Genomic DNA, 24,675 nt, shown 5'->3' with positions numbered 1-24,675 from the left:
CGCTTCGGCGCGCATTCTAGCGCGCTCAGGAAAAAAACAAAGCGCCGAATAATCCTGCTTTAGTGTAAGCATTTGCCCTACGAAAAATCGTCTGGCAAACCTGCCAAGGCTCATCAGAAAAACCTTTCATCCTTCCTCAATGACAAGCACCAGGCAAAAAAATGCCCGGCCGAAGCCGGGCTTTTTCGAGCAGGGTGCTTACAGGTTGTAACCGCGCTCATTGTGCTGGGCCAGGTCGAGGCCGACAGCCTCTTCTTCCTCGGTTACCCGCAGGCCGATGATCGCATCCAGTATCTTGAGGATGATGAAGGTCGCCACGGCGGTGTAGATCACGGTCAGGCCCACACCCTTGGCCTGGACCCAGACCTGCGCGGCGACGTCGGTCACGGTGCCGAAGCCACCCAGGGCCGGGGCAGCGAAGACTCCGGTCAGGATCGCTCCGAGGATGCCGCCAATGCCATGCACGCCGAAGGCATCCAGGGAGTCGTCATACCCCAGCTTGCGCTTGAGGCTGGTCGCGCAGAAGAAGCACACCACGCCCGCCGCCAGGCCGATGATCAGGGCCCCCATCGGGCCGACGGTACCGGCTGCCGGAGTGATCGCCACCAGGCCAGCCACCACGCCCGAGGCGATCCCCAGGGCGCTGGGTTTACCGTGGGTGAGCCACTCGGCAAACATCCAGCCCAGGGCTGCCGCCGCGGTGGCGATCTGGGTCACCAGCATGGCCATGCCGGCAGTGCCATTGGCCGCTGCGGCGGAACCGGCGTTGAAGCCGAACCAGCCGATCCACAGCATCGCCGCGCCCATCAGGGTATAGCCAAGGTTGTGCGGGGCCATCGGCGTGGTCGGGAAACCCTTGCGCTTGCCCAACACCAGGCAGCAGACCAGGCCGGCGATACCGGCGTTGATATGGACTACGGTGCCGCCGGCGAAATCCAGCACGCCCCAGTCGCCCATCAGCGAACCCGGACCGCTCCAGACCATGTGCGCGATGGGCGCATAGACCACGGTGAACCAGATGCCCATGAAGATCAGCATCGCCGAGAACTTCATCCGCTCGGCGAAGGCACCGACGATCAGCGCCGGGGTGATGATGGCGAAGGTCATCTGGAAGGTGACGAACACCGCCTCGGGGAATAGCGCCGCCGGACCGGTTACGCTGGCCGGGGTGATACCGGCGAGGAAGGCCTTGGACAGGCCGCCGACGAAGGAATTGAGATTGACCACGCCAGCTTCCATACCGCCGGTGTCGAACGCGATGCTGTATCCATAGATGAACCAGAGGATGGTCACCAGGCCAGTGATGGCGAAGCACTGCATCATCACCGAAAGAATATTCTTGGACCGCACCATGCCGCCGTAGAACAGCGCCAGCCCGGGGATGGTCATGAACAGTACCAGGGCGGTGGAGGTCAGCATCCAGGCGGTGTCGCCGGAATTGAGGACTGGAGCGGCCGCTTCGTCTGCCGCCATGGCCAGGCCAGGCATTACGAGGGGCAAAAGGGCTCCTAGCCCTGCGAATTTACGCAGAGTCATGTTGTTTTCTCCTGGGGCGTTGGGTTTGGGGCGGCTTAGATTGCGTCGGTATCGGTTTCGCCGGTACGGATGCGAATAGCCTGTTCCAGATTGACCACGAAGATCTTGCCGTCACCGATCTTGCCGGTGTTGGCAGCCTTGGTGATGGCCTCGATGACCCGGTCCAGATCCTTGTCGTCGATGGCGACATCGATCTTCACCTTGGGCAGGAAATCGACCACGTATTCCGCGCCGCGGTACAGCTCGGTATGGCCCTTCTGCCGGCCGAAGCCCTTGACCTCGGTGACGGTAATGCCCTGCACGCCGATTTCGGACAGCGACTCGCGCACGTCGTCCAACTTGAACGGCTTGATGATGGCGGTGACTAGCTTCATGAAACTCTCTCCCGAATTGGTGGACTTGCCCCAGGAAAACAAACCCGACTCAAGTCTAAGCGCAGTGCCTGGCTTTGTAACGCATCGTCGGCCCTCCTCAACCGGACCGACGCTAGCCGCCCTGACGAAACACTCCCCGCTTCGTCGGTCGCACTGCATTCGTCACAGCGACTGCATCAGTGCATGGGTCACCAGGGTCTAAGCAGAAAGCTTGCCAGGTCGGGAAATAGCAGCGATTTCATGAAGTTGCCGGCAGCCCGCGGCCAGGGGCGGGAAAACCCGCCACCGATACGCACGATAACGGTGCGCGCGGTTGCGGCCCGATGCGCAAAAAACGTGCAGGCCGGACAGCGCCAAGCCCTCGGTTCGTGCGTGATACACTGCGGCCCATCAGCTATTCAGGACATTCCCATGCTCGCCCCCAAAGATCTCCTCGACGCCCTGAGCGGCCATGCCTCGCGCTTGTTCAGCGGCGAAACGCCCTTGCCGCGCAACGAAATCGAAAGCCAGTTCAAGGCCCTGCTGCAAAGCGGCTTCAGCAAGCTGGACCTGGTCAGCCGGGAAGAATTCGACAGCCAGATGGTAGTCCTGGCGCGCACCCGGGCCCGCCTGGAAAGCCTGGAAGCCAAGGTCGCCGAGCTGGAAGCCAGGCTTGAGCCGAAGGATCAATGAGCTGACCCCCTCTTCGTCGACCTGCCCTTCAGCACGGCTGAAGGACAGGCCGGCGACACATCCTGTCTGCATTGCCCAGCGCTCGCGCTGATCCTCTCGCCTATCCTTGCAACACCGCAGGACGCGGTTCCCACCGCTGCAAGGAAGAACGTCGCATGTCCCTGGCCATCATCCACAGCCGCGCCCAGATGGGCGTACAGGCTCCGGCCGTCAGTGTCGAAGTGCACCTGGCCAACGGCCTGCCGAGCCTGACCCTGGTGGGGCTGCCCGAGACCGCGGTCAAGGAAAGCAAGGACCGGGTCCGCAGCGCGATCCTCAACGCCGGCTTCGACTTTCCCGCCCGGCGCATCACCCTCAACCTGGCTCCCGCCGACCTGCCCAAGGACGGTGGACGCTTCGACCTGGCGATCGCCCTGGGCATCCTCGCCGCCAGCCAGCAACTTCCGGCCACGGCGCTGGACAATGTCGAGTGCCTGGGCGAGCTGGCGCTGTCCGGGGCCGTTCGTCCAGTGCGCGGCGTGCTACCAGCGGCCCTGGCGGCACGGGATGCTGGCCATGCCTTGCTGGTGCCCCGAGCCAATGCCGAGGAAGCCTGCCTGGCCTCGGGCCTGAGCGTGATCGCGGTCGACCATTTGCTGGAGGCGGCGGCCCATCTCAACGGGCAGGCGCCGATCCCGGCCTGCGTCAGCCAGGGCCTGCCCCATGACCGCGCGCCCTATCCCGACCTGCGCGACGTACAGGGCCAACTGGCCGCCAAGCGGGCCCTGCTGGTAGCTGCGGCCGGGGCCCACAACCTGCTGTTCTGCGGCCCACCCGGTACCGGCAAGACCCTGTTGGCCAGCCGCCTGCCCGGCCTGCTGCCGCCACTGCAAGAACACGAGGCCCTTGAGGTAGCAGCCATCCAGTCGGTGAGCAGCCCCGCCCCGCTGGAACATTGGCCACAACGTCCGTTCCGCCAACCCCATCACTCGGCTTCGAGCGCGGCCCTGGTGGGTGGCGGCTCGAAACCGCAGCCCGGGGAAATCACCCTGGCCCACCATGGCGTGCTGTTTCTCGACGAGCTACCGGAGTTCGACCGCAAGGTCCTGGAAGTCCTGCGCGAGCCCATGGAATCGGGGCAGATCGTCATCGCCCGGGCCCGGGAGCGGGTGCAGTTTCCGGCACGCTTCCAGTTGGTGGCGGCGATGAACCCCTGCCCCTGTGGATACCTGGGCGAACCCAGTGGCCGCTGCCGGTGCACGCCGGAGCAGATCCAGCGTTATCGCAACAAGCTCTCCGGCCCGCTACTGGATCGCATCGACCTGCACCTGACCGTCGCCCGCGAGGCCACGGCCCTGAACCCCTCGCCGCAGCCGGGCAACGACAGTGCCAGCGCCGCCGACCTGGTGGCCCGTGCCCGCAACTTGCAACTGCGGCGCCAGGGCTGCACCAACGCCCTGCTCGACCTGCCCGGCCTGGCGCGCCATTGCCGGTTATCCACAACCGACGAGCGCTGGCTGGAAGCTGCCGGCGAACGCCTGGGCCTGTCACTGCGCGCGCTCCACCGCCTGCTCAAGGTGGCGCGGACCCTGGCCGACCTGCAATCGGCCGATGCCATCAACCGCGAGCACCTGGCCGAAGCACTGCACTATCGACCTGGTAGCGGTTGACGCCTCACTGCTGGCTCAGGTCCACCAGTGGAGTCGACCGCACTTCGGTCGGCCGCCCAGCCTGAATCTGTCCGACACGCTCCAGGGCCTTGTCCACAGCGGCCTTGTCCGCCAGCAGGCTGTAGCGGATCTGGAATTGCCGCTGCTCCTTGGCGTCTATGGTCGGCACCAGACTCAACGGACGCTGATAACGTCGGTTGTAGGAAAAGCTGGTGCCCGGCTCCAACCCGGTCACATAGCCTTGGCCCTGGGTATCGGTGTTCTTCCACAGCGAAAACACCGGCAGCTGCCGGGTATTGAAGCCCAGTGACACGCCGCGGCTGCCGGCCTTGTTGTGCAGCACCGCCAGGGTCTCGCCCTGGGCATCGGCATAGGGCACGACGTTGTAGACGGTTTCGTCATAGTCGCGGGTTGGCCCGCGATAGGTCCGCCAGTCCGCGAGATCGGCCCTGGCCTTGTCGTTGAATGGCGACACCTGCTGCACCGGCGCGGCGAACTGCGCGCCCTGTTCCAGGAGCGGCGGACCGAAGTTGCTGTGATACAGCGCCTGGTACTCCTTCGGGTAGTCGCCGTTGTTGGTCAGGCGATCGTTGAGGGTGAAACTACTGCTGCCGGGCTCGGTGACCAGCTCGGTAGCGATGCCGAAATCGACCTTCTTGAACGCCTGCTCCTTGAGCTCGCCACGCAGGCGAATGGCATGGGGCGGGGCCTCGTCGATATGCAGGGTGACCTTGCTGGCAGGGATGTTCGCCGCCCGGCCGTGCAGGGTCAGCAGCTCGCCGTTGTCCATGCCCGGGTGCCCGACCCACTCGTAGCCACAGCGGGTCACCAGTTCGTTGAAGCCTTCCAGCCAGCCCAGGCCGCCACGGCCGTTGAGCTCGATAAACGCTGGATTGACCACCTCCTTGACCGGCGAATCCCAGCCCAGGCGCACATTGCCCACCGAGGCCTGCAACACATTCATGCCGCGGGTCGGCACCACCGAGAGTTTCATCAGACCATTGTCGATCTCGATGATGCTCACCCCTTCCTGGCGCCCGCCGTGCAGGGTGCGCACGGTTACGGAAAACGGCTGCTTGGTCTTCAGCCCCAACTGTTCACTGCTCAGGTGCAAGTTGTCGGGGGCCTTGTCGGTATCGAGCAATACGTAGTCCCAGGCCACGGCGTGGGACGCGGCGCTCAGCGCACCGAGGGTGACCAGCAGTTTCAGCGAAGTCATGGAAAGAAGCCTTTTTTGGAGTTGTGCAGTTTTTATAGCGCTGAAGAATCGTTTCAGCAAGCAACAAAACCTGGCTAATCGCACAATTCCGACACAACCCGCTGTTCGCCTTCAGCCTTCGAAGCCGAGCAGCAGGCCGGCCACTTCCATGACTTCCTGCAACGCCGCCCGGGCAGACTCGGGGCTAGCCCGCAACAGCAGGTCATCGGCGTAACCCATGGTCTGGGCGAACAGCTGCCTTGCCGCGCGCTCGGGGCTGGCGCAGCGGAAAGCCCCGGCCCGGACCCCATCGGCAATGATCGTCGCCAGCATCTTGCGCCACTCGCCGTTGATCCTAAGGTAGGCCTGCGCCAGCTCGGCGTCGTGCATGGCTTCATCCCAGGCATCGAGCCACAGAGCCCATCCGGCTTCGGCGGAATCGGGCAGGCAGTCCCGGAGAAATCCCTGCAGGGCATCCATGGGCGCGGCACCGCGCAAGGGTTCACCCACCGCCTCCAACTGTTCATTGGCAAAACGCACGAATGCTGCGCGGCGCAGCTCCTTCCAATCGCTGAAGTAGTGATAGACATGGCTGCGGGACAGACCGGCATGCTCGGCCAGGTCACGGGTGGAAACCTCGGCGAAACCCTTGCTGTGAAACAGTTCCAGGGCTGCGCCGATGATCTGGTCCTTTCGGTCGTTACGGGACATAGGCAATCGAACCTCTTGGTGCCGGAATGACCGGCCCTTGCGCTTTGAGCGATCGCTCAAGGACAATTGAGCACTCGCTCAATATTAACCGTTATCCCATCTGTGGTGCAGTCATGCCTGTCGTCACTCGTCCCGCCATCGCGGATCCAACCCAGAAACTCAGCCAGCAATCCGCCGGCCAGACCCTCAAGGCCATCGCTCGCGCATACCCGGGCAAGCTGTTCGTCACCTTGTCGCTGGTGGCCCTGGAGAATGCCCTGCTGCTGGCCTATCCGCTGTTCGCCGGGTTCGCCGTGGATTCGATCCTGCGCGGTGACACCGCCCATGCGCTGGTCTACGCCATGGTGGTGCTGGGTTTCTGGATCGTCGGCGCGGCACGGCGGGCCGTGGATACCCGGACCTTCACCCGCATCTATGCGGACCTGGCCGTTCCGGTGATCCTCAACCAGCGCCAGCAACAACAGAACACCTCGACCGCGGCGGCGCGGGTGGTACTGGCCCGGGAATTCGTCGACTTCTTCGAGAAGCACGTGCCGGTCATCGCCACCGCACTGGTCTCGATCATCGGTGCCGCGGTGATGCTGCTGGCCATCGAACCCTGGATCGGCCTGGCCTGCCTGGCGACGCTGGTGCTGTGCGTGGTGTTGCTGCCGCGTTTCGCCCGGCGCAACCAGCAGTTGCACGAACGCCTGAACAATCGCCTGGAAAAGGAAATCGGCCTGGTGGCCAAGGTCGGCGCCCACTCCCTGCAGCGCCACTACCGCCTGCTGTCGCGGCTGCGGATCTGGCTCTCGGACCGCGAAGCCACGGCCTACCTGTTCCTCGGCGTGGTGGCGGCGGTGCTGTTCGTGATCGCCATCACCCTGCTGTCACTGTCGCCCGAGATCAAGGCCGGCCATGTGTATGCGGTCATGACTTACTTGTGGACCTTCGTCAGCAGCGTCGACGAGGCACCGAGCATGATCGACCAGTTGGCGCGCCTGCGGGATATCGGCCAGCGCGTGGACCCGGGGCTTGGCGATACTGCCGAGCCCCGGTGAACGTCAGAACGGCCGAATGCGGAAACCGCCAGCCCCCTGCTCGGCGAACTTGTAGTACGCCGACAGGTTGATCTGTTCAGCGATGTGCTGGGCGAACGACACACCGTCATCGCCCCAGACCCGACCGATATGGCTATAGGCAAAGGCTTGGGTCGCCCATTTCTTGTCACCCTTGCCCATGTTGTTCATGGCCACATAACCCGATGACTGGGCAGACATGCCACTGACCTCGCCACTGACATCGTTCTGGCCGTTGGTCAGCGGCGAGATGAACACTTTGGCGCTGGAGGTCCGGGCTTCGGCGTACTGCGAGAGTTTCTGGTTCTCCGAATGGTTGAGTACCAGCAGGACCTTGCCCTGCAACTGGCTGGCGGTGGGCCAGGACTTGCCCTTGAGGTTGCTCTGCAGGGCTCCGGCACTGCTGCCGATATGGCTCGCAAGCTCCTGGGGGGTATACAACTTGCCCTGGAAAATCCGGCTCACCAAGTCATCGAAGTCCTGCGGCGTGCGTCCCGAGCTGGCTTTTGACCAACCCTGCTTCTTGTCCAGGATCACGGTGATGGGGAAATGCCCCGGGTGGCCGTCACTCCAGTGCTTGATGTCGTTCAGGCAGGCTTCCAGATCGTTCTTGCCGGTGCCGTCGCCCGTGCAGTTATTGTCGTTGCCGGACTGGAACAGGGTGCCCGCGTCGTGCCGTACAAACCAATGCCGGGGCGACCCGCCGGTCGCGGCATCTTGCTGGTCCCAAAAATCCAGTTCCAGGGTGCGCACACTGTCGAGCACGCTGCTGAAGGTGCGGGCGTACTGCTTTTCATAGCAGTTGTGGCAGGCCACTTGGGCAATCCGGTTGAACGGGGTATTCCAGGACGCCGGGTCGATGAACGCCGGGCTTTCCTGGCCGAAGGCTGCCTGGCCGAGCAAAAGCGTCGACACAGCCAATAGAGGGGGAACGAAACGGGATAGACGAGTCATGCTTGCTCCTGCTGAAAGGTCAGTCCTTGAAGGGCAATCAACCGCTCATCTGTTTTAGTCCAATCATGCGTCATTGCAACCAGCGCCCTCCAACGCCGGGCCGGAGGGCAGGTGCCGTCAACGGAAGCGATCGACCTCGTGGCGCAGGTCGGCGGCCAGGGCCTCCAGCTCGCGCGCGGTGACGGCCAGGTTGGACACCACCTCACGCTGCTCGCTGTTGGCCTGGGCGATGCTCTGCAGGTTGCGGCTCAGGACCGTGGCCGTGCTGCTCTGCTCCTGGGTCGCGGTGGTGATGGCGGCGAATTGCTCGCCGGCGCTCTGGCTCTGCTCGTCGATCAAGGCCAGCGCCGCGGCCACTCCGGCGTTGCGCGACAAACCTTCCTGCATCAGGCGGTTGCCCTGCTCCATGGTCTGGATGGCATTGCCGGTTTCCTGCTGGATGCTGTTGATCATCTGCGAGATTTCCGCGGTGGCCTCGCGGGTGCGCGATGCCAGGTTGCGCACCTCGTCGGCCACCACCGCGAAACCGCGACCCTGTTCCCCGGCGCGGGCCGCCTCGATGGCCGCGTTGAGGGCCAGCAGGTTGGTCTGGTCGGCGATGGCGGTGATCACCCCGACGATCCCGCCGATTTCCTGGGAGCGCTGCCCCAGGGTATCGATCACCGCCGCCGTGCTGCCCAGGGCACCGGCGATCTGTTCAAGCGACGAGGAAGCCTGCTCCATGGACTCGCGGCCGATGTGAGTCTGCTCGGCGTTTTCCTGGGCCAGGCGCTGGGTGCTACCCATGTTGTCGGCGATGTTCAGCGAGGTGGCGCTGAACTGCTCGACCGCCCCGGCCATGCTGGTGATTTCCCCGGATTGCTGCTCCATGCCTTCGTAGGCACCGCTGGACAGCCCGGACAACGCCTGGGCCCGGCCACTGACTTCAGTGGCGGAGCGGCGGATGTGCTCGACCATGGTCGACAAGGCCTCGCCCATCTGGTTGAAGCTGCGGGCCAGCTGGCCGATCTCATCGTGGCTGGACACATTCAAGCGCGCGCTCAGGTCGCCACCGCCCAAGGCCTGGGCCTGGCGCACCAGGTCGCCCAGGGGCGCCAGCTTGCTACGCAGCAACCACACCGTGGCGCCTACCGCCAACAGCATCGCCAACAGGCTGCCGATCACCAGGCGTAGCCCCACGCTCCAGGTCACCTGGCGGATCTCGGACTTGGGCATGCTCGCCACCACCGACCAGGGGCCGTCGGCGAAAGGCATCGCCAGGCTGTAGAAGTCCTCGCCACCATCGCTCCAGAAGCGCCCCTTGCCCGGCTCCTTCGCCGCGTCCACCAGGACCTGCGCCGCCTGGTCCAGGGCCTGCACGCCGGCCGGCGGCACCAGCCACTTGTGCTGTTCGTCGAGCAGGGCCAGGGAACCGCTCTGGCCGATGCGGAAGCGCTTGAGATTGGCGAACTGGGCGTTCTGCGCATCGGTGTAGTCGAAACCCACGAACAACACGGCGATCACTCGACCACTGCGGTCCGTCACCGGGGTGTACTGGGTCATGTAGAAACGTTCGAACAGCAGCGCGCGGCCAACGTAGCCCTGCCCGGCCATGAGCTTCTGATAGGCCGGATGGGCATGGTCGAGCAGGGTGCCGATGGCGCGGCTGCCATCCTGCTTGCTCAGGGAAGTGCTGACACGGATGAAGTCGTCACCGCTGCGTACGAACAGGGTCGCGACCCCGGCAGTCATCTGCTTGAACTGGTCCACTTCATCGAAGTTGTTGTTCAACACCGCGTTGCCCAGGTGCAAGCCAGGCGTCGGCACCCCGGCGACCGTCACCGGCTCTTCGGGATGCACGCTCAGTCCGCTGCGAAAGCGATTCTCGAACAGGCCGCTCAGGCGCTGGGTGCTCTCGCGCAGGCTGCCATGGAAGGTGTTGAGTTGGTCGGCCAGCAGGCGGGCTTCGCTGGCCAGGTGTTCTTCGCGGGTATCGAGGTTCGCCGAATCCAGCGAACGCAAGGCAAACAGGGTGCTGCCGCTGATCACCAGGGCGAGGACCAGGGCAAGGGCGAGCCCTAGCTGGGAGGCTATCCGGGCACGGGGTTGGGACATGATGGCTCCTGGCCGAGAAGGCGGATCATCCTGATCACGTGGCACGCTCGGCAGCAATAATTCCAAGGTTTTCTAGTGAGTCAGGACCTTCCTGGACGCTGGTTCCATATCCCAGGATTCGGCGGCGCCCGGCAATACTTGAGCGGTTTGCAAGGATATATCTCCAGCCCCGCCAACCGGGAGCTTCAACGTTTCAGCCCAGACGCTCCACCTGGGGCAATTGCATGGCCGCGACCTCCCCTTGCAAGAAGTCGCTCAGGCGCCGCAGGCGCTCGCCGCCGGGCCGGGTCCTGGGCCACACCAGATAGTAGTTCAGGCCGCTGGCCACCGCTGTCGGCCAGGGCAGGCTCAAGCGTCCCTGGGCCACGTCCTCGGCCACCATCAGCAGATCGCCGATGGACACGCCGTAGCCCCGTGCCGCAGCGATCATCCCCAGCTCCAGGGTGTCGAACACCTGCCCGCCCTTGAGCGAAACCTGGCCGGCCAACCCCATGTGTTCGAGCCAACTGCGCCAGTCGCGACGGTCCGGGGTCGGGTGCAGCAACTCGGCGCTCGCCAGGCGCGCCGCATCCCAGGGCTGGTCGTGGAGCAGGTTCGGCGCCCCTACCGGAATCAGCAGTTCCGGGAACAGGTAGCTGGACTCCCAGTCCGCGGGAAAGTGGCCGTTGCTCAGCAGGACCGCGCAGTCGAAAGGCTCCTGGTTGAAATCCACCGAGTCCACATCCATCCACGCGCTGGTGAGCTGCACTTCGTTGCCCGGCTGCAAGTGGCGGAAACGACTGAGCCGCGCCAGCAACCAGCGCATGGTCAGGGTCGATGGCGCTTTCATGCGCAGGATGCCGTCTTCACCGTGCAGGATGCTGCACGCCCGCTCCAGGGCGCCAAACCCTTCACGCACGCCGGGCAACAACAGGCGGGCCGCTTCGGTCAACAGCAGGTTGCGTCCGCTACGCTGGAACAACCGGCAGGCGAAGTGTTCTTCCAGGGTACGGATGTGCCGGCTGACAGCGCTCTGGGTGATCGACAGTTCCTCGGCAGCCCGGGTGAACGAACTGTGCCGGGCGGCGGCTTCGAAGGCCCGCAGGGCGTAGAGAGGGGGTAGACGGCGGGACATGCTCAGGCTCCGGTAGCGCAATGACGCCACGCTACCAGAAAGCGCTTCGCATGAGTTTTTATCATGCCAGCAAGTATATTTATCGCTTTGTGCAACGAGCCAAGAGCGCCGAGAATCAGCGCTCCTACCGATATCCACCTGATCGAGCCTGATGACCATGCAGCATCCTGCACGTACCGAACTCTGGGCCATCCTGCGGCTGGCGGGGCCGTTGATCGCCTCGCAGCTGGCGCACATGTTGATGGTTCTCACCGACACCCTGATGATGGCTCGCCTGAGCCCCGAGGCCCTGGCCGGCGGCAGCCTGGGCGCAGCCAGTTATTCCTTCGTCTCGATCTTCTGCATCGGGGTGATCGCCGCGGTGGGTACCCTGGTCGCGATCCGGCATGGCGCCGGCGATATGGAGGGCGCCACGCGCCTGACCCAGGCCGGCGTGTGGCTGGCCTGGCTGATGGCCCTGGTGGCCGGCCTGCTGCTGTGGAACCTCAAGCCAGTGCTGTTGCTGTTCGGCCAGACCGAGAGCAACGTCCAGGCCGCCGGCCAGTTCCTGTTGATCCTGCCCTTCGCCCTGCCCGGCTACCTGAGCTTCATGGCCTTGCGCGGCTTCACCAGCGCCATCGGCCGGGCCACGCCGGTGATGGTCATCAGCCTGTGCGGCACGGTGGCCAACTTCCTGCTCAACTACGCGCTGATTACCGGCATGTTCGGCCTGCCCAAGCTCGGGCTGGTGGGTATCGGCCTGGTCACCGCCATCGTCGCCAACTGCATGGCCGTGGCCCTGGCCTGGCACATCAAGCGCCACCCGGCCTATGCCGCCTACCCGCTACGCCAGGGGCTGTCGCGGATCAGCACCCGCTACCTGCAGGAACTGTGGCGCCTGGGCCTGCCCATCGGCGGGACCTATGCCGTGGAAGTCGGGCTGTTCGCCTTCGCCGCGCTGTGCATGGGCACCATGGGCAGTACCCAGCTGGCGGCGCATCAGATCGCCCTGCAGATCGTCTCGGTGGCGTTCATGGTCCCGGCGGGAGTCTCGTACGCCATCACCATGCGCATCGGCCAGCACTACGGGGCCGGGCAACTGCTGGACGCGCGCCTGGCGGGCAGGGTCGGCATCGCTTTCGGCGCAGTGGTGATGCTGGGATTCGCGGCGGTGTTCTGGCTGCTGCCGAACCAGCTGATCGGTCTGTTCCTCGATCACAACGACCCGGCCTTCGCCCCGGTGATCCATCTGGCGGTGAGCCTGCTGGCGGTGGCGGCCTGGTTCGAGCTGTTCGACGGCACCCAGACCATTGCCATGGGAGCGATTCGCGGCCTCAAGGATGCCAAGACCACCTTCCTGGTGGGCCTGGGCTGCTATTGGCTGATCGGCGCGCCTTCGGCCTGGCTGATGGCCTTCACCCTGGGCTGGGGGCCGACCGGCGTCTGGTGGGGCCTGGCCCTGGGGCTGGCTTGCGCCGCCATCAGCCTGACCCTGGCGTTCGAGTGGCGGATGCGGCGCATGATCAAGCGCGAGGGGGCGGCACCGGCCATGGACCTGCAGCCCGAGTGAGCCCCAGGCTCAGACCACCTCTTCGCGGAACGCGCGCTGGCTGTTGCCGAAGGTCAGGTATTCCACCAGCTCGGCCAGCGGCAGCGGCTTGCTGATCAGGTAGCCCTGGGCCTGGTCGCAGCCGAAGTCGCGCAACAGCGCCAGTTGCTCGGCGGTTTCCACGCCTTCGGCCACCACCTCCAGGTTGAGGTTATGGGCCAGGTTGATCATGGCATGGACCAGCTTGCGGTTTTCCTCGCGCTGCTCCATGCCACCGACGAAGCTCTTGTCCACCTTGAGCAGGGCGATCGGCAGGCTGTTGAGGTGCACGAACGAAGAGAAACCGGTGCCGAAGTCGTCCAGGGAAAAGCGCACGCCCAGGCGCCCCAGGGCGTCCATGGTCTGCTTCACCAGGTCGCTGCGGCGCATCACGGCGGTTTCGGTCAGCTCGAACTCCAGCCACTGCGCCTCCACCCCACGTTCGGCGATCAGCCGGCCCAGCGTCGACAGCAGCTGGCTGTCCTGGAACTGGCGGAACGACAAGTTGACCGCCATGTGCAGCGGCTCCAATCCACGCTCGCGCAAGGCCTGCATATCCCGCAAGGCGCGGGAAATGACCCAGTAGCCCAAGGGAACGATCAACCCGCTCTGCTCGGCCAGGGGCACGAACTCGCTGGGCGGCAGCAGGCCGCGCTCACCATGGCGCCAGCGCACCAGGGCCTCTAGGCCGACGATCTTGCCGTCATGCAGGTTCAGCCGCGGCTGGTAGTGCAGCTCCAGCTCATCGCGGCGCAGCGCCCGGCGCAGCTCGCTTTCCAGATCGGCCAGGCTGCGCGCGTTGCGGTTGATCCGCTCGTTGAAGACATGAAAGGTGCAACCCTGGGTGCTCTTGGCCTGCTGCATGGCGATGTGCGCGTGCCACATCAGCGGGTCGGCACCGGCGTTGGCGCGGGCATGGGCGATCCCCAGGCTGCAGCCGATCAACAGGCTTTCACCATCGATCCAGTAGGGTTCGGCCATGGCTTGGGTGATGCGCTCGGCCATCCATTCGGCGCGCTGTGGGGCGCGGCGGGTATCGATCAGCAAGGCGAACTCATCGCTGCCCAGGCGCGCCAGCTGGTCGCCGGCCTCCAGCTGGCTCTTGAGCCGCGAGACCACCTGCAGGATCAGCCGGTCACCGGCCTGGTGGCCCAGGGCATCGTTGGCGTGGCGAAAGTTGTCCAGGTCCAGGTGGCCCAGGGCCAGGCCGCGTCCGTCGTTTTCCGCCAGACGCGCCGCCAGCAGCGTCTGGAAACCCTGGCGGTTGGCGATGCCGGTCAAGGGGTCCTGCTCGGCCAGGCGCTGCAAGGTGCTCTCCAGCACTCCGCGCTCGCGCACATGGCGCAGGCAACGACGCAAGGCATCGGTGCTCAGGCTCGAACCCACCAGCCAGTCGCTGGCCCCCGCCGGCGTCACCATGGGCTCCTGGTCCAGCAGCAAAATCGTCGGCAGGCTGCAACGCCCGGGTCCGGGCTGCAGTTGTGGAATGGTCAACAGGACCGCGTTGCGATCATTTTCGAACAGTCGGCTGACCGACTCCCAGCTGGGAGCGTTGATCAATACCACCGAGTCCCCCAACGGAGCGACACACTCGCGCAACAACGCTGTCCATACCGGCTCGAGGGCCAGTAGCAGCACACGCAAGGGTTCGACAGGCTTGGACAAGCTAGCTCCCTAGACTCTGCAAAAAAGTTGGCGGCGGGCATTATGGCGCGCGAAAGGACAATATCAATTGATATTAATTATCATACGCAACTTCTTGTACCGCTCTGATGCGAACGTTAGACGCATATTTAGCGCGCATCCTGCGGGAAAGTATCAAAACCGGCAAATTTAGATAGCGTTATGCGTCACAAGTCGGAGAGACGCAGCAGAATCCGTTCATCCTGTTAAAATGCCCGCCCTTTTCGCAACCGACCCCTTTTTTCCGTCATGTCCCGACTCAATCCCCGGCAGCAAGAAGCCGTGAACTACGTCGGCGGCCCTCTTTTGGTGCTCGCCGGTGCAGGCTCCGGCAAGACCAGCGTGATCACCCGCAAGATCGCCCACCTGATCCAGAACTGCGGGATCCGCGCCCAGTACATCGTCGCCATGACCTTCACCAACAAGGCGGCACGGGAAATGAAGGAACGGGTCGGCACCCTGCTGCGCAGTGGCGAAGGTCGCGGCCTGACCGTATCGACCTTCCACAACCTGGGCCTGAACATCATCCGCAAGGAACATGTGCGGCTGGGCTACAAGCCGGGCTTTTCGATCTTCGACGAGACCGACGTCAAGGCCCTGATGACCGACATCATGCAGAAGGAGTATTCCGGGGACGACGGCGTCGACGAGATCAAGAACATGATCGGCGCCTGGAAGAACGACCTGATCCTGCCGGCCCAGGCCCTGGAAAACGCGCGCAACCCCAAGGAACAGACCGCGGCCATCGTCTACACCCACTACCAGCGCACGCTCAAGGCGTTCAACGCGGTGGACTTCGACGACCTGATCCTGCTGCCGGTGAAGCTGTTCGAGGAGCACGCCGACATCCTCGAGAAGTGGCAGAACAAGGTGCGCTACCTGCTGGTGGACGAGTACCAGGACACCAACGCCAGCCAGTACCTGCTGGTGAAGATGCTCATCGGCACGCGCAACCAGTTCACCGTGGTAGGCGACGACGACCAGTCGATCTATGCCTGGCGCGGCGCGCGCCCGGAAAACCTGATGCTGCTCAAGGACGACTACCCGTCATTGAAAGTGGTGATGCTGGAGCAGAACTACCGCTCCACCAGCCGCATCCTGCGCTGCGCCAACGTGCTGATCTCCAACAACCCCCACGAATTCGAAAAGCAGTTGTGGAGCGAGATGGGCCACGGCGACGAGATCCGCGTGATCCGCTGCAAGAACGAGGACGCCGAGGCCGAGCGGGTGGCCATGGAAATCCTCACCCTGCACTTGCGCACCAACCGTCCCTACAGCGATTTCGCGATCCTCTACCGGGGCAACTACCAGGCCAAGCTGATCGAGCTGAAGCTGCAGCACCACCAGGTGCCTTATCGCCTGTCCGGTGGCAACAGCTTCTTCGGCCGCCAGGAAGTGAAGGACCTGATGGCCTACTTCCGCCTGATCGTGAACCCCGATGACGACAACGCGTTCCTGCGGGTGATCAACGTGCCACGTCGGGAAATCGGCTCCACGACCCTGGAGAAACTCGGCAACTACGCCACCGGACGCGGTATCTCCATGTACGCCGCCACCGAGGAAATCGGCCTGGGCGAGCACCTGGACAGCCGCTTCACCGACCGCCTGGCACGCTTCAAGCGCTTCATGGACCGGGTCCGCGAACAATGCGCCGGCGAGGATCCGATCGGCGCCCTGCGCAGCATGATCATGGATATCGACTATGAGAACTGGCTGCGCACCAACAGCTCCAGCGACAAGGCCGCGGACTACCGGATGGGCAACGTCTGGTTCCTTGTCGAGGCCCTGAAGAACACCCTGGAAAAAGACGAAGATGGCGAGATGACCGTCGAGGACGCCATCGGCAAGCTGGTCCTGCGCGACATGCTGGAACGCCAGCAGGAAGAGGAAGACGGCGCCGAAGGGGTACAGATGATGACCCTGCACGCCTCCAAGGGCCTGGAGTTTCCCTACGTGTTCATCATGGGCATGGAAGAGGAGATCCTCCCCCACCGCTCCAGTATCGAAGCCGATACCATCGAGGAGGAGCGACGCCTGGCCTACGTGGGCATCACCCGCGCGCGCCAGACCCTGGCCTTCACCTTCGCGGCCAAGCGCAAGCAGTACGGCGAAATCATCGACTGCGCGCCAAGCCGCTTTCTCGACGAACTGCCTCCGGACGACCTGGCCTGGGAAGGCAACGACGACACGCCGACCGAGGTCAAGGCCGTTCGCGGCAACAACGCTTTGGCCGATATACGCGCGATGCTAAAGCGGTAAAATCGACTATTTTTCAACAGACCCTTGGCCCCAAAGCGGCCAATAGAGGAAGCTCCGTGGAAGCACTGCACCAGAAAATTCGCGAAGAAGGCATCGTGCTTTCCGATCAAGTACTGAAAGTCGATGCCTTTCTGAACCATCAGATCGATCCGCAATTGATGAAATTGATCGGCGACGAATTCGCCAGGCTGTTCAAGGACTCGGGCGTCACCAAGATCGTGACCATCGAGGCCTCCGGCATCGCTCCTGCGATCATGACCGGCCTGAACCTGGGTGTACCGGTGATCTTCGCCCGCAAGCACCAGTCCCTGACCCTGACCGAGAATCTGCTCTCGGCCACCGTCTATTCCTTCACCAAGCAAGTGGAAAGCACCGTGGCCATTTCGCCACGGCACCTGACCAGCAGCGACCGCGTGCTGGTCATCGACGACTTCCTGGCCAACGGCAAGGCCTCCCAGGCCCTGATCTCGATCATCAAGCAGGCCGGTGCCACCGTGGCCGGCCTGGGCATCGTGATCGAGAAATCCTTCCAGGGCGGCCGCGCCGAACTGGACGCCCAGGGCTACCGCGTGGAATCCCTGGCGCGGGTCAAATCCCTTTCCGGCGGCGTGGTCACTTTCATCGAGTGACCCGGCGCCAGGCTCACGGTTGACGGGTGGCCTGCAGGCCGGCCAGCAACAAACGCTGGTACAGGTCCTCACGCAGGCCCTCGGGTTGCTCCAGCCCCATGCGCTCCAGGTGCTCGGGAAATGCCCCGGCCTCCGGCGCGTCGAAGGCCGCCTTGCCCAGCTCGAGGATCTCGCTGAGCTTGAACTTGCTCTTGAGCCAGTTCAGCGCCCGCAGCAAATCGCGCTCCTGGACGGTGAAGTCACTGCCCAGCGGATATTCGGGGAACAGATGGCGATGGCGCGCCTGTATGTCCAGCAAGCGCTGCGGGCTGTTATCGGCAAAACGCGGTTCCAGGCGGAAGTCCCTGGGCAGCTTGCCGGCTTTCTGAGCCTGTTCAATCAGACCTGGCTGGAAGCGTGAGTCGCTGATGTTGAGCAGCGCCTCGATCACCTTCGCATCGGACTTGCCCCGCAGATCGGCGATCCCGTACTCGGTGATGACGATGTCCCGCAGGTGCCGCGGGATGGTGCAATGGCCGTACTCCCAGACGATGTTGGAGCTGACCTCCCCTGCCGACTCCCGCCAACTGCGCAAGATCAGCACCGAACGGGCATCCGCCAGGGCATGGCCCTGGACCACGAAGTTGTACTGCCCGCCCACGCCGCTCAACACCCGCCCACCCTGCAACTGGTCGGACACCGCGGCGCCCAGCAGGGTCATGGTGAACGCGCTGTTGATGAAGCGCGCATCGCGACGCTGCAGGCGCTTGAGTTCCTCATGGCCATACAGCTCGTTGATGTAGCTGATGGCACTCATGTTGAACTCCGCCAACCGCTCCTTGGGCAGCTCGCGCAAGCGCTGGTAGAAACTGCGTGGTCCGAGGAAGAAGCCGCCATGGATCGAGACCCCGCCCGGCGTGGCCGGGTCCAGGGTGCCGGCATTGGCCTGGCCCTGCAGCTCCAGGCTCGGGTAGACCTTGCGCCGCACGATCCCGGCATCGGCCAGGGCCAGCAAGCCGTTGACGAACATCTCGCTGCAACCATAGAGCCCCTGGGCAAATGGCTCGACGCCGCCCTCGCGATCGATCAGCGGCTGCCAATGATCCACCTGCAAGTCCGCCAGCAAGGCACGGTAGCCCGGGTTGTCCGCCTGGCGTGCCAGCAAGGCGGCGGTCAGCGCATCGCCCATGGAGCCAATGCCGATCTGCAGGGTGCCGCCGTCGCGTACCAGGGTACTGGCATGCAGGCCGATGCAGTGGTCTTGCACGCCCACCGGCATGTTCGGCGTGGAAAACAGCGTGCTGCGCTCTTCTTCGTCGATCAGCAGGTCGAAATCCCTCGCCTGGACTTCAGCGTCGCCCGGCATGTAGGGCAGGTCCGCATGGACCTGGCCGAGGACCAGGATGGTCTCCCCGGCGGCGCGGCGCTTGGCGACCAGCGGCAGCATGTCCAGGGTGATATCCGGGTTGCAACTCAGGCTCAGCTGGCCAGGCCGCTGCGGATCGCGGGCCACCAGCTGGGCCACCAGGTTCAGGCCGGCGGCATTGATGTCCCGGGCCGCATGGCTGTAGTTGCTGCTGACGTAGTCCTGTTGCGCCGCCGCGCTGTGCAGCAGGCTGCCGGGCTGCATGAAGAACTGCTCGACGCGGATGTTGGCCGGCAGGCTGTCACGGTGCAGGTCGGCGAGGAAGTCCAGTTCGGGATAGTCGCCGAACACCCGCTCGACGAAGGGTTCGAGAAACCGCCGCTGCAAGCCGTCGCCCAGTGCCGGGCGCCCCAGGCTCAGGGCGGTGTAGATAGTCAGTTGGCGTTCGGGCAACTGGGCGATACGCCGGTACAGGGCATTGGCGAACCGATTGGGTTTGCCCAACCCCAGGGGCATGCCCATGTGGATGTGTTGCGGCAAGCGGGCGAGCACTTCATCCACCGCCTGCTCGATGGAACAGGATTGCAGCATCTGACCCTCCAGGAACCGTCCGTGAATTGAGGTTGGACCGAGCTTGCCGGGAGTTTGCTGCATTGAACAGGGCGCAGGTCAAATCGCGCCCACAAAAAAGCCGCTCGCAAGCGGCTTTTTCGCTGCAGATGACCGCTTATTTCAGGCCGGACATTTTCCGGATCGCGCCCTTGAGTTCCTCATCGGAGCAATCGGCGCAGGTGCCTTTAGGCGGCATGGCATTGATGCCGGTAATCGCCTTGGCCAGGATGCCATCGAGGCCGCCCTGGTGATCGGCACGCTCCTTCCAGGCAGCGGTATCGCCGATCTTCGGCGCGCCCAGCAGGCCGCTGCCGTGGCAAGCGTTGCAGTGCTTGGCGATCACGTCGTCCGGCGACTTGGCGCCACCGCCACCGCCTGCGGAGGCAGCGACTTCCATCCCCTTGCATTCCTGACCCTGGACACAGACCTGGCCAACGGGCTCGAGGCGCTTGGCGATATCGTCATTGGTCGCAGCTTGAGCGCTGACTGCCCAAAGGGCCAATACGGTTGCTGGTGCGGCCAGCATTTTCATAATTAGGTTCACGCGTACACCCTCAATGGTGGCTAGTCACGCCTGCGGCCACGGTTTCGCAGGCGGGCGAAAGTATAACGGTTAGCCCGTCACACTGAAACAACCCCAAAGTCGAAGGGGTCTTGATCGCGGCGAAATGTCGCTGGGGCCTCGCTGCAAGCCTTGCGGGACGCCTCTTGGCCTAGAAATTCGCTGGGGTGGCTGCGCTGATTAGTCGCGCCGGCACATCGAACGGATTACGGAAACGATGGGGCTTGGTGCTTTCGAAATAGTAGCTGTCACCGGCCTCGAGGATGAAGGTTTCCAGGCCTACCACCAGCTCCAGGCGACCTTCGAGCAGGATTCCGGTTTCTTCGCCGTCATGGGTGAGCATCTCCTCACCGGTGTCGGCGCCCGGCGGGTAGATCTCGTTGAGAAAGGCGATGGCGCGGCTCGGGCGTGCACGCCCCACCAGCTTCATGGTCACGGCGCCATCGGAGATGTCGATCAGTTCGTGGGCTTTATAGACGATCTGCGAAGGAGTCTCCTGGAGGACCTCCTCGGAAAAGAACTCCACCATGGACATGGGGATGCCGCCCAGCACCTTGCGCAACGAGCTGATCGAAGGACTGACGCTGTTCTTCTCGATCATTGAAATGGTGCTGTTGGTGACGCCCGCACGCTTGGCGAGTTCACGCTGGGACAAACCCTTCAGTTTACGGATGGATTGCAGTCGCTCACCGACGTCCAATACGGCAGTCTCCTAGGCGGGAATCAGGCGTTGTTGTAATCGAGCGTTATCATGGCGACAGCGTTCAGTATTTACAACACTTGCCCCGGATTCCCCCAGGATAGGCGACTTTCGGTACGGCCCGCGGGCTCTCAGCCCTCGCTGTACACCAGCGGCACCCGCCGCAGGTTGCAAAAGAACTGGTAGGGGATGGTGTCGGCCGCGAGGGCGACCTCGCTAGCCAGGATGTTCTTGCCCCACAGCTCCACGGTCGAGCCCAGGCCGGCCTCGGGCACGTCCGTCAAATCGACACACAGCATGTCCATGGAAACCCTGCCCAGCAGGCGGCTGCGCCGGCCGGCCACCAGTACCGGGGTGCCGGTGGGTGCATGGCGCGGGTAGCCGTCGGCATAACCCATGGCGACCACGCCGATCCGCATCGGCTTGTCGGTGATGAACTTGGCGCCGTAGCCGATGGGTTCGCCGGCAGGCAGCTCACGCACGCAGATGACCTTGGACTCCAGGGTCATCACCGGTTGCAGGCGCTCGGCCAGCGAGTTGGCTTCTTCGAACGGCGTCGCCCCGTAGAGCATGATGCCCGGGCGCACCCAGTCGCTGGGCGCGCTGGGCCAGCCCAGCAACGCCGGCGAGTTGCGCAGGCTGACCTCGGCCCCCAGGCCCTGCCGGGCCGCTTCGAACACCGCGATCTGCTCGGTGCTGCTGGTGCAATGCAGTTCGTCGGCACGGGCGAAGTGGCTCATCAGCACGATCTTCTCGACCTTGCCGCTGGCCTGCAGCCGCTGGTAGGCGCCCTGGTAGTCCTTGGGGTGCAGGCCGACCCGGTGCATGCCCGAGTCCAGCTTGAGCCAGACCGTCAGCGGCTTGGCCAGGCTCGCTTGCTCGATGGCCTCCAGCTGCCACAGCGAATGCACCACGCACCACAAATCATGCTCGATGATCAGCGCCAGCTCCGATGCCTCGAAGAACCCCTCCAGCAACAGCACCGGCGCGCCAATGCCCGCGGCGCGCAGCTCCAGGGCTTCCTCGATGCAGGCCACGGCGAAACCGTCGGCGCAATCCTCCAGGGCCTGGGCGCAGCGCACCGCGCCATGGCCATAGGCATCGGCCTTGATCACCGCGAGGGCACGGGCACCCGAGACTTCGCGGGCCAGTTGATAGTTGTGACGCAGGGCTTGGAGATCGATCAGGGCACGGGCAGGACGCATGGCGGCGGACTTCTAGGCGGTCATGGGAATAAAAACCGGTGCTGGATGGCGCAGAACCACCACCGGCACCGGGAGAGGGATCTTTTCGTTTAAGGCAGGGCGGCCACTACCGACAGCTCGACGAGGATTTCCGGCTCGCAGAGCTTGGCCTCGACGGTGGCCCGGGCCGGTGCCACGCCTTTGGGCAACCACTGGTCCCAGACACTGTTCATGCCTTCGAAATGGGCATCGATGTCCTTCAGGTAGATGGTCACCGACAGCAGCCGGGTCTTGTCGGTGCCGGCCAGGTCCAGCAAGCGCTCGATGCTGGCCAGGGTTTCCCGGGTCTGTTGCTCGATCCCGGCCTGCAGGTTGTCGCCGACCTGTCCGGCCAGGTAGACGGTACCGCCGTGGACAACGATCTGGCTCATGCGCTCATTGGTGAGCTGGCGCTGGATTGACATGTTTAGCTGACTCCTGGGGGTTGCCATAACGGGAAATGTCGAGGCCTTCGGCACTGATCTGCGGCTTCTTCCTGGCCATCAGGTCCGCCAGCAGGCGGCCCGAACCGCAGGCCATGGTCCAGCCGAGCGTACCGTGGCCAGTGTTCAAGAACAGGTTGCGATACGGCGTGGCGCCGACGATCGGTGTGCCATCCGGGGTGGTGGGACGCAGCCCGGTCCAGAAGCTGGCCTGGGACAGGTCGCCGCCCTGAGGATAGAGGTCGTTGACGATCATCTCCAGCGTTTCACGCCGGCGCGGGTTCAACGACAGGTCGAAACCGGCGATCTCGGCCATGCCGCCGACCCGGATACGGTTGTCGAAACGGGTGATCGCGACCTTGTAGGTTTCGTCCAGGATGGTGGACGTCGGGGCCATCGCCGAGTTGGTGATCGGCACGGTCAGGGAGTAGCCCTTGAGCGGATACACCGGCGCCTTGATGCCCAGTGGCTTGAGCAATTGCGGCGAGTAGCTGCCCAGGGCCAGTACGTAGCGGTCGGCGGTTTCCAGCTTGCCGTCGATCCACACGCCGTTGATCCGGTCGCCGGCGAAATCCAGGCGCTGGATGTCCTGGCCGAAACGGAATTCGACCCCCAGCTTGACGGCCATTTCCGCCAGGCGGGTGGTGAACATCTGGCAGTCGCCGGTCTGGTCGTTGGGCAGGCGCAGGGCACCGGCGAGGATGTTGGTGACGCTGGCCAGGGCCGGCTCGACCCGGGCGATGCCGTCGCGGTCCAGCAGTTCGAAAGGCACGCCGGACTCCTTGAGCACGGCGATGTCCTTGGCCGCACCGTCCAGTTGCGCCTGGGTACGGAACAGCTGGGTGGTGCCCAGGCTGCGACCTTCGTAGGCGATGCCGGTTTCCGCCCGCAGTTCGTCGAGGCAGTCGCGGCTGTATTCGGACAGGCGCACCATGCGCTCTTTGTTCACGGCATAGCGGCTGGCGGTGCAGTTGCGCAGCATCTGCGCCATCCACAGGTATTGATCGACGTTGGCGGTGGCCTTGATCGCCAGCGGGGCGTGGCGTTGCAGCAGCCACTTGATGGCCTTGAGCGGAACGCCCGGGGCGGCCCATGGCGAGGCATAGCCAGGCGATACCTGGCCGGCGTTGGCGAAGCTGGTTTCCATGGCAACGGCAGGCTGACGGTCCACCACGGTCACTTCGAATCCGGCTTGAGCCAGATAATAGGCACTGGTGGTTCCGATAACGCCACTGCCCAAGACCAGAACGCGCATTTTCATATCCTCATCGCGGCTGACCGCCGCCGGTTGTTATTCGAAGCAAAGATGCGCGCAGTGTAAGAAACATCAGGCAGTGATTTTCACTATATAACCGCCTATATTTGGCGAGAATTCTCGGCAATATCGCTTTTCACGGAGGGGCATCCCCTATGAGAACCAACCACCAGACCCGCCGCGCCCTGGACAAGATCGACCGCAACATCTTGCGCATCCTGCAGGCCGACGGACGCATTTCCTTCACCGAGCTGGGGGAACGGGTCGGCCTCTCCACCACCCCCTGCACCGAGCGGGTACGGCGCCTGGAACGCGAGGGGATCATCATGGGCTACAACGCCCGCCTCAACCCGCAGCACCTGAAGGGCAGCCTGCTGGTCTTCGTCGAGATCAGCCTGGACTACAAGTCCGGCGACACCTTCGAGGAGTTCCGCCGGGCGGTACTCAAGCTGCCCCACGTGCTGGAGTGCCACCTGGTCTCCGGCGACTTCGACTACCTGGTCAAGGCACGGATCTCGGAGATGGCCTCGTATCGCAAGCTGCTGGGCGACATCCTGCTCAAGCTGCCCCACGTCCGCGAATCCAAGAGCTACATCGTGATGGAAGAGGTGAAGGAAAGCCTGAGCCTGCCGATTCCCGACTGAAGAGGGTTAGACCAGCACCTGGCGCTGGCTGGCCATGTAGTCGTGGATCTGCTTCTCGACCTGCGGATGAATCAGCTCCACCGGGCGCCGGCCATTGGGGCACGGCAGGCTCGGGGTGGTGCCGAACAGGCGGCAGATCAGCGGTCGCTCGTCATACACCGTGCACCCCTCGGGGCCCAGGTGCACACAGTCCAGCGCCGCCATGGCCGCGTCCTGCTCGGCAGCGGTCTTGCGCGGCAAGCGGGACATTTCTTCCGGCGACGTAGTGACCGGGCCGCAGCAGTCGTGGCAGCCGGGCACGCACTCGAAGGAGGGAATCTGCTGGCGCAGGCTACGGACGATCTGGCGGTTACAGCTCATTAAAAGGCCTACAGGCGCGTGGACGACCGTGGA

22 protein-coding genes and 1 pseudogene are annotated in these 24,675 nt (G+C 64.1%); 7 read left to right on the top strand and 16 right to left on the bottom strand.

What is annotated here, in order from left to right:
- Positions 1-198: 198 nt before the first annotated feature.
- Positions 199-1,536, bottom strand: coding sequence for an ammonium transporter (locus H7A76_RS01640; protein WP_185696915.1), 1,338 nt, complete (start codon positions 1,534-1,536; stop codon positions 199-201).
- A gap of 35 nt (positions 1,537-1,571) precedes the next feature.
- Positions 1,572-1,910, bottom strand: a complete 339-nt coding sequence (glnK, locus tag H7A76_RS01635) for a P-II family nitrogen regulator (protein ID WP_002555808.1) — start codon at positions 1,908-1,910, stop codon at positions 1,572-1,574.
- Positions 1,911-2,321: 411 nt separating this feature from the next.
- Here glnK and H7A76_RS01630 point away from each other — a divergent pair, with 411 nt between their 5' ends.
- Both H7A76_RS01630 and H7A76_RS01625 read left to right on the top strand, forming a co-directional pair.
- Entirely contained in the window at positions 2,322-2,582 is a 261-nt protein-coding gene (locus H7A76_RS01630) for an accessory factor UbiK family protein (RefSeq protein WP_022641805.1), read from the top strand.
- Between the two features lie 155 nt (positions 2,583-2,737).
- Complete coding sequence (locus H7A76_RS01625; protein WP_185696914.1) at positions 2,738-4,231, top strand: YifB family Mg chelatase-like AAA ATPase; 1,494 nt, start codon at positions 2,738-2,740, stop codon at positions 4,229-4,231.
- Positions 4,232-4,235: 4 nt separating this feature from the next.
- Here H7A76_RS01625 and H7A76_RS01620 read toward each other — a convergent pair whose 3' ends face one another.
- The gene (locus tag H7A76_RS01620) at positions 4,236-5,450 is read right to left on the bottom strand and encodes an aldose 1-epimerase family protein (RefSeq protein WP_185696913.1); all 1,215 of its coding nucleotides are present in this window, start codon (positions 5,448-5,450) and stop codon (positions 4,236-4,238) included.
- A gap of 111 nt (positions 5,451-5,561) precedes the next feature.
- Positions 5,562-6,140, bottom strand: a complete 579-nt coding sequence (locus H7A76_RS01615) for a TetR/AcrR family transcriptional regulator (RefSeq protein ID WP_185696912.1) — start codon at positions 6,138-6,140, stop codon at positions 5,562-5,564.
- 26 nt (positions 6,141-6,166) lie between these two features.
- On the opposite strand from H7A76_RS01615, the gene H7A76_RS01610 reads away from it, so the two are divergent.
- Positions 6,167-7,180, top strand: coding sequence for an ABC transporter six-transmembrane domain-containing protein (locus H7A76_RS01610; RefSeq protein WP_185696911.1), 1,014 nt, complete (start codon positions 6,167-6,169; stop codon positions 7,178-7,180).
- Between the two features lie 3 nt (positions 7,181-7,183).
- Here H7A76_RS01610 and H7A76_RS01605 read toward each other — a convergent pair whose 3' ends face one another.
- From H7A76_RS01605 to H7A76_RS01595, 4 genes and pseudogenes are all read right to left on the bottom strand, one after another.
- A complete protein-coding gene (locus tag H7A76_RS01605) occupies positions 7,184-8,152 on the bottom strand; it encodes a Ca2+-dependent phosphoinositide-specific phospholipase C (protein WP_185696910.1) in 969 nt (322 codons plus the stop codon).
- A gap of 117 nt (positions 8,153-8,269) precedes the next feature.
- Positions 8,270-8,992: a methyl-accepting chemotaxis protein gene (locus H7A76_RS32680; RefSeq protein ID WP_409519173.1), complete on the bottom strand. Its 723-nt coding sequence runs from the start codon at positions 8,990-8,992 to the stop codon at positions 8,270-8,272.
- 180 nt (positions 8,993-9,172) lie between these two features.
- Positions 9,173-10,246: pseudogene (locus H7A76_RS32675) on the bottom strand (Cache 3/Cache 2 fusion domain-containing protein); the annotation flags it as partial.
- A 193-nt stretch (positions 10,247-10,439) separates the two neighbouring features.
- Positions 10,440-11,360 carry a LysR substrate-binding domain-containing protein gene (locus H7A76_RS01595; protein WP_185696908.1) on the bottom strand — a complete coding sequence of 307 codons (921 nt, stop codon included), beginning with the start codon at positions 11,358-11,360 and terminating at the stop codon, positions 10,440-10,442.
- A gap of 157 nt (positions 11,361-11,517) precedes the next feature.
- Between H7A76_RS01595 and H7A76_RS01590 the strand changes: the two genes are divergently transcribed.
- Positions 11,518-12,909 (top strand): NorM family multidrug efflux MATE transporter, encoded by a 1,392-nt coding sequence (locus tag H7A76_RS01590; protein ID WP_185696907.1) that lies wholly within the window; start codon positions 11,518-11,520, stop codon positions 12,907-12,909.
- 9 nt (positions 12,910-12,918) lie between these two features.
- On the opposite strand, the gene H7A76_RS01585 is transcribed toward H7A76_RS01590, so the two are convergent.
- Positions 12,919-14,592, bottom strand: a complete 1,674-nt coding sequence (locus H7A76_RS01585; RefSeq protein WP_185696906.1) for a bifunctional diguanylate cyclase/phosphodiesterase — start codon at positions 14,590-14,592, stop codon at positions 12,919-12,921.
- A gap of 267 nt (positions 14,593-14,859) precedes the next feature.
- On the opposite strand from H7A76_RS01585, the gene rep reads away from it, so the two are divergent.
- Entirely contained in the window at positions 14,860-16,869 is a 2,010-nt protein-coding gene (gene rep / locus H7A76_RS01580) for a DNA helicase Rep (RefSeq protein WP_031320690.1), read from the top strand.
- 56 nt (positions 16,870-16,925) lie between these two features.
- Positions 16,926-17,498, top strand: a complete 573-nt coding sequence (locus H7A76_RS01575) for a xanthine phosphoribosyltransferase (RefSeq protein ID WP_185696905.1) — start codon at positions 16,926-16,928, stop codon at positions 17,496-17,498.
- A 13-nt stretch (positions 17,499-17,511) separates the two neighbouring features.
- Here H7A76_RS01575 and H7A76_RS01570 read toward each other — a convergent pair whose 3' ends face one another.
- From H7A76_RS01570 to dadA, 6 genes are all read right to left on the bottom strand, one after another.
- Positions 17,512-19,434 (bottom strand): acetyl-CoA hydrolase/transferase family protein, encoded by a 1,923-nt coding sequence (locus H7A76_RS01570; RefSeq protein WP_185696904.1) that lies wholly within the window; start codon positions 19,432-19,434, stop codon positions 17,512-17,514.
- 136 nt (positions 19,435-19,570) lie between these two features.
- Entirely contained in the window at positions 19,571-19,987 is a 417-nt protein-coding gene (locus H7A76_RS01565) for a cytochrome c5 family protein (protein ID WP_185696903.1), read from the bottom strand.
- A 181-nt stretch (positions 19,988-20,168) separates the two neighbouring features.
- Positions 20,169-20,717 (bottom strand): cupin domain-containing protein, encoded by a 549-nt coding sequence (locus tag H7A76_RS01560; RefSeq protein WP_185696902.1) that lies wholly within the window; start codon positions 20,715-20,717, stop codon positions 20,169-20,171.
- Between the two features lie 131 nt (positions 20,718-20,848).
- Complete coding sequence (gene alr / locus H7A76_RS01555; protein ID WP_185696901.1) at positions 20,849-21,922, bottom strand: alanine racemase; 1,074 nt, start codon at positions 21,920-21,922, stop codon at positions 20,849-20,851.
- Positions 21,923-22,011: 89 nt separating this feature from the next.
- Entirely contained in the window at positions 22,012-22,365 is a 354-nt protein-coding gene (locus tag H7A76_RS01550) for a RidA family protein (RefSeq protein ID WP_022641824.1), read from the bottom strand.
- Positions 22,337-23,638, bottom strand: coding sequence for a D-amino acid dehydrogenase (dadA, locus tag H7A76_RS01545; protein WP_185696900.1), 1,302 nt, complete (start codon positions 23,636-23,638; stop codon positions 22,337-22,339). Before dadA ends, H7A76_RS01550 begins: the two co-directional genes overlap by 29 nt.
- 155 nt (positions 23,639-23,793) lie before the next feature.
- On the opposite strand from dadA, the gene H7A76_RS01540 reads away from it, so the two are divergent.
- Positions 23,794-24,282, top strand: coding sequence for an Lrp/AsnC ligand binding domain-containing protein (locus tag H7A76_RS01540; RefSeq protein ID WP_011064210.1), 489 nt, complete (start codon positions 23,794-23,796; stop codon positions 24,280-24,282).
- 6 nt (positions 24,283-24,288) lie between these two features.
- Here H7A76_RS01540 and H7A76_RS01535 read toward each other — a convergent pair whose 3' ends face one another.
- Positions 24,289-24,642 (bottom strand): YkgJ family cysteine cluster protein, encoded by a 354-nt coding sequence (locus H7A76_RS01535; protein WP_185696899.1) that lies wholly within the window; start codon positions 24,640-24,642, stop codon positions 24,289-24,291.
- Between the last annotated feature and the right edge of the window lie 33 nt (positions 24,643-24,675).

Origin of the sequence: Pseudomonas sp. MSSRFD41, assembly GCF_014230245.1 — a bacterium.
Lineage (GTDB): Bacteria > Pseudomonadota > Gammaproteobacteria > Pseudomonadales > Pseudomonadaceae > Aquipseudomonas > Aquipseudomonas piscis.
This window is presented reverse-complemented; position numbering and strand designations above follow the sequence as displayed.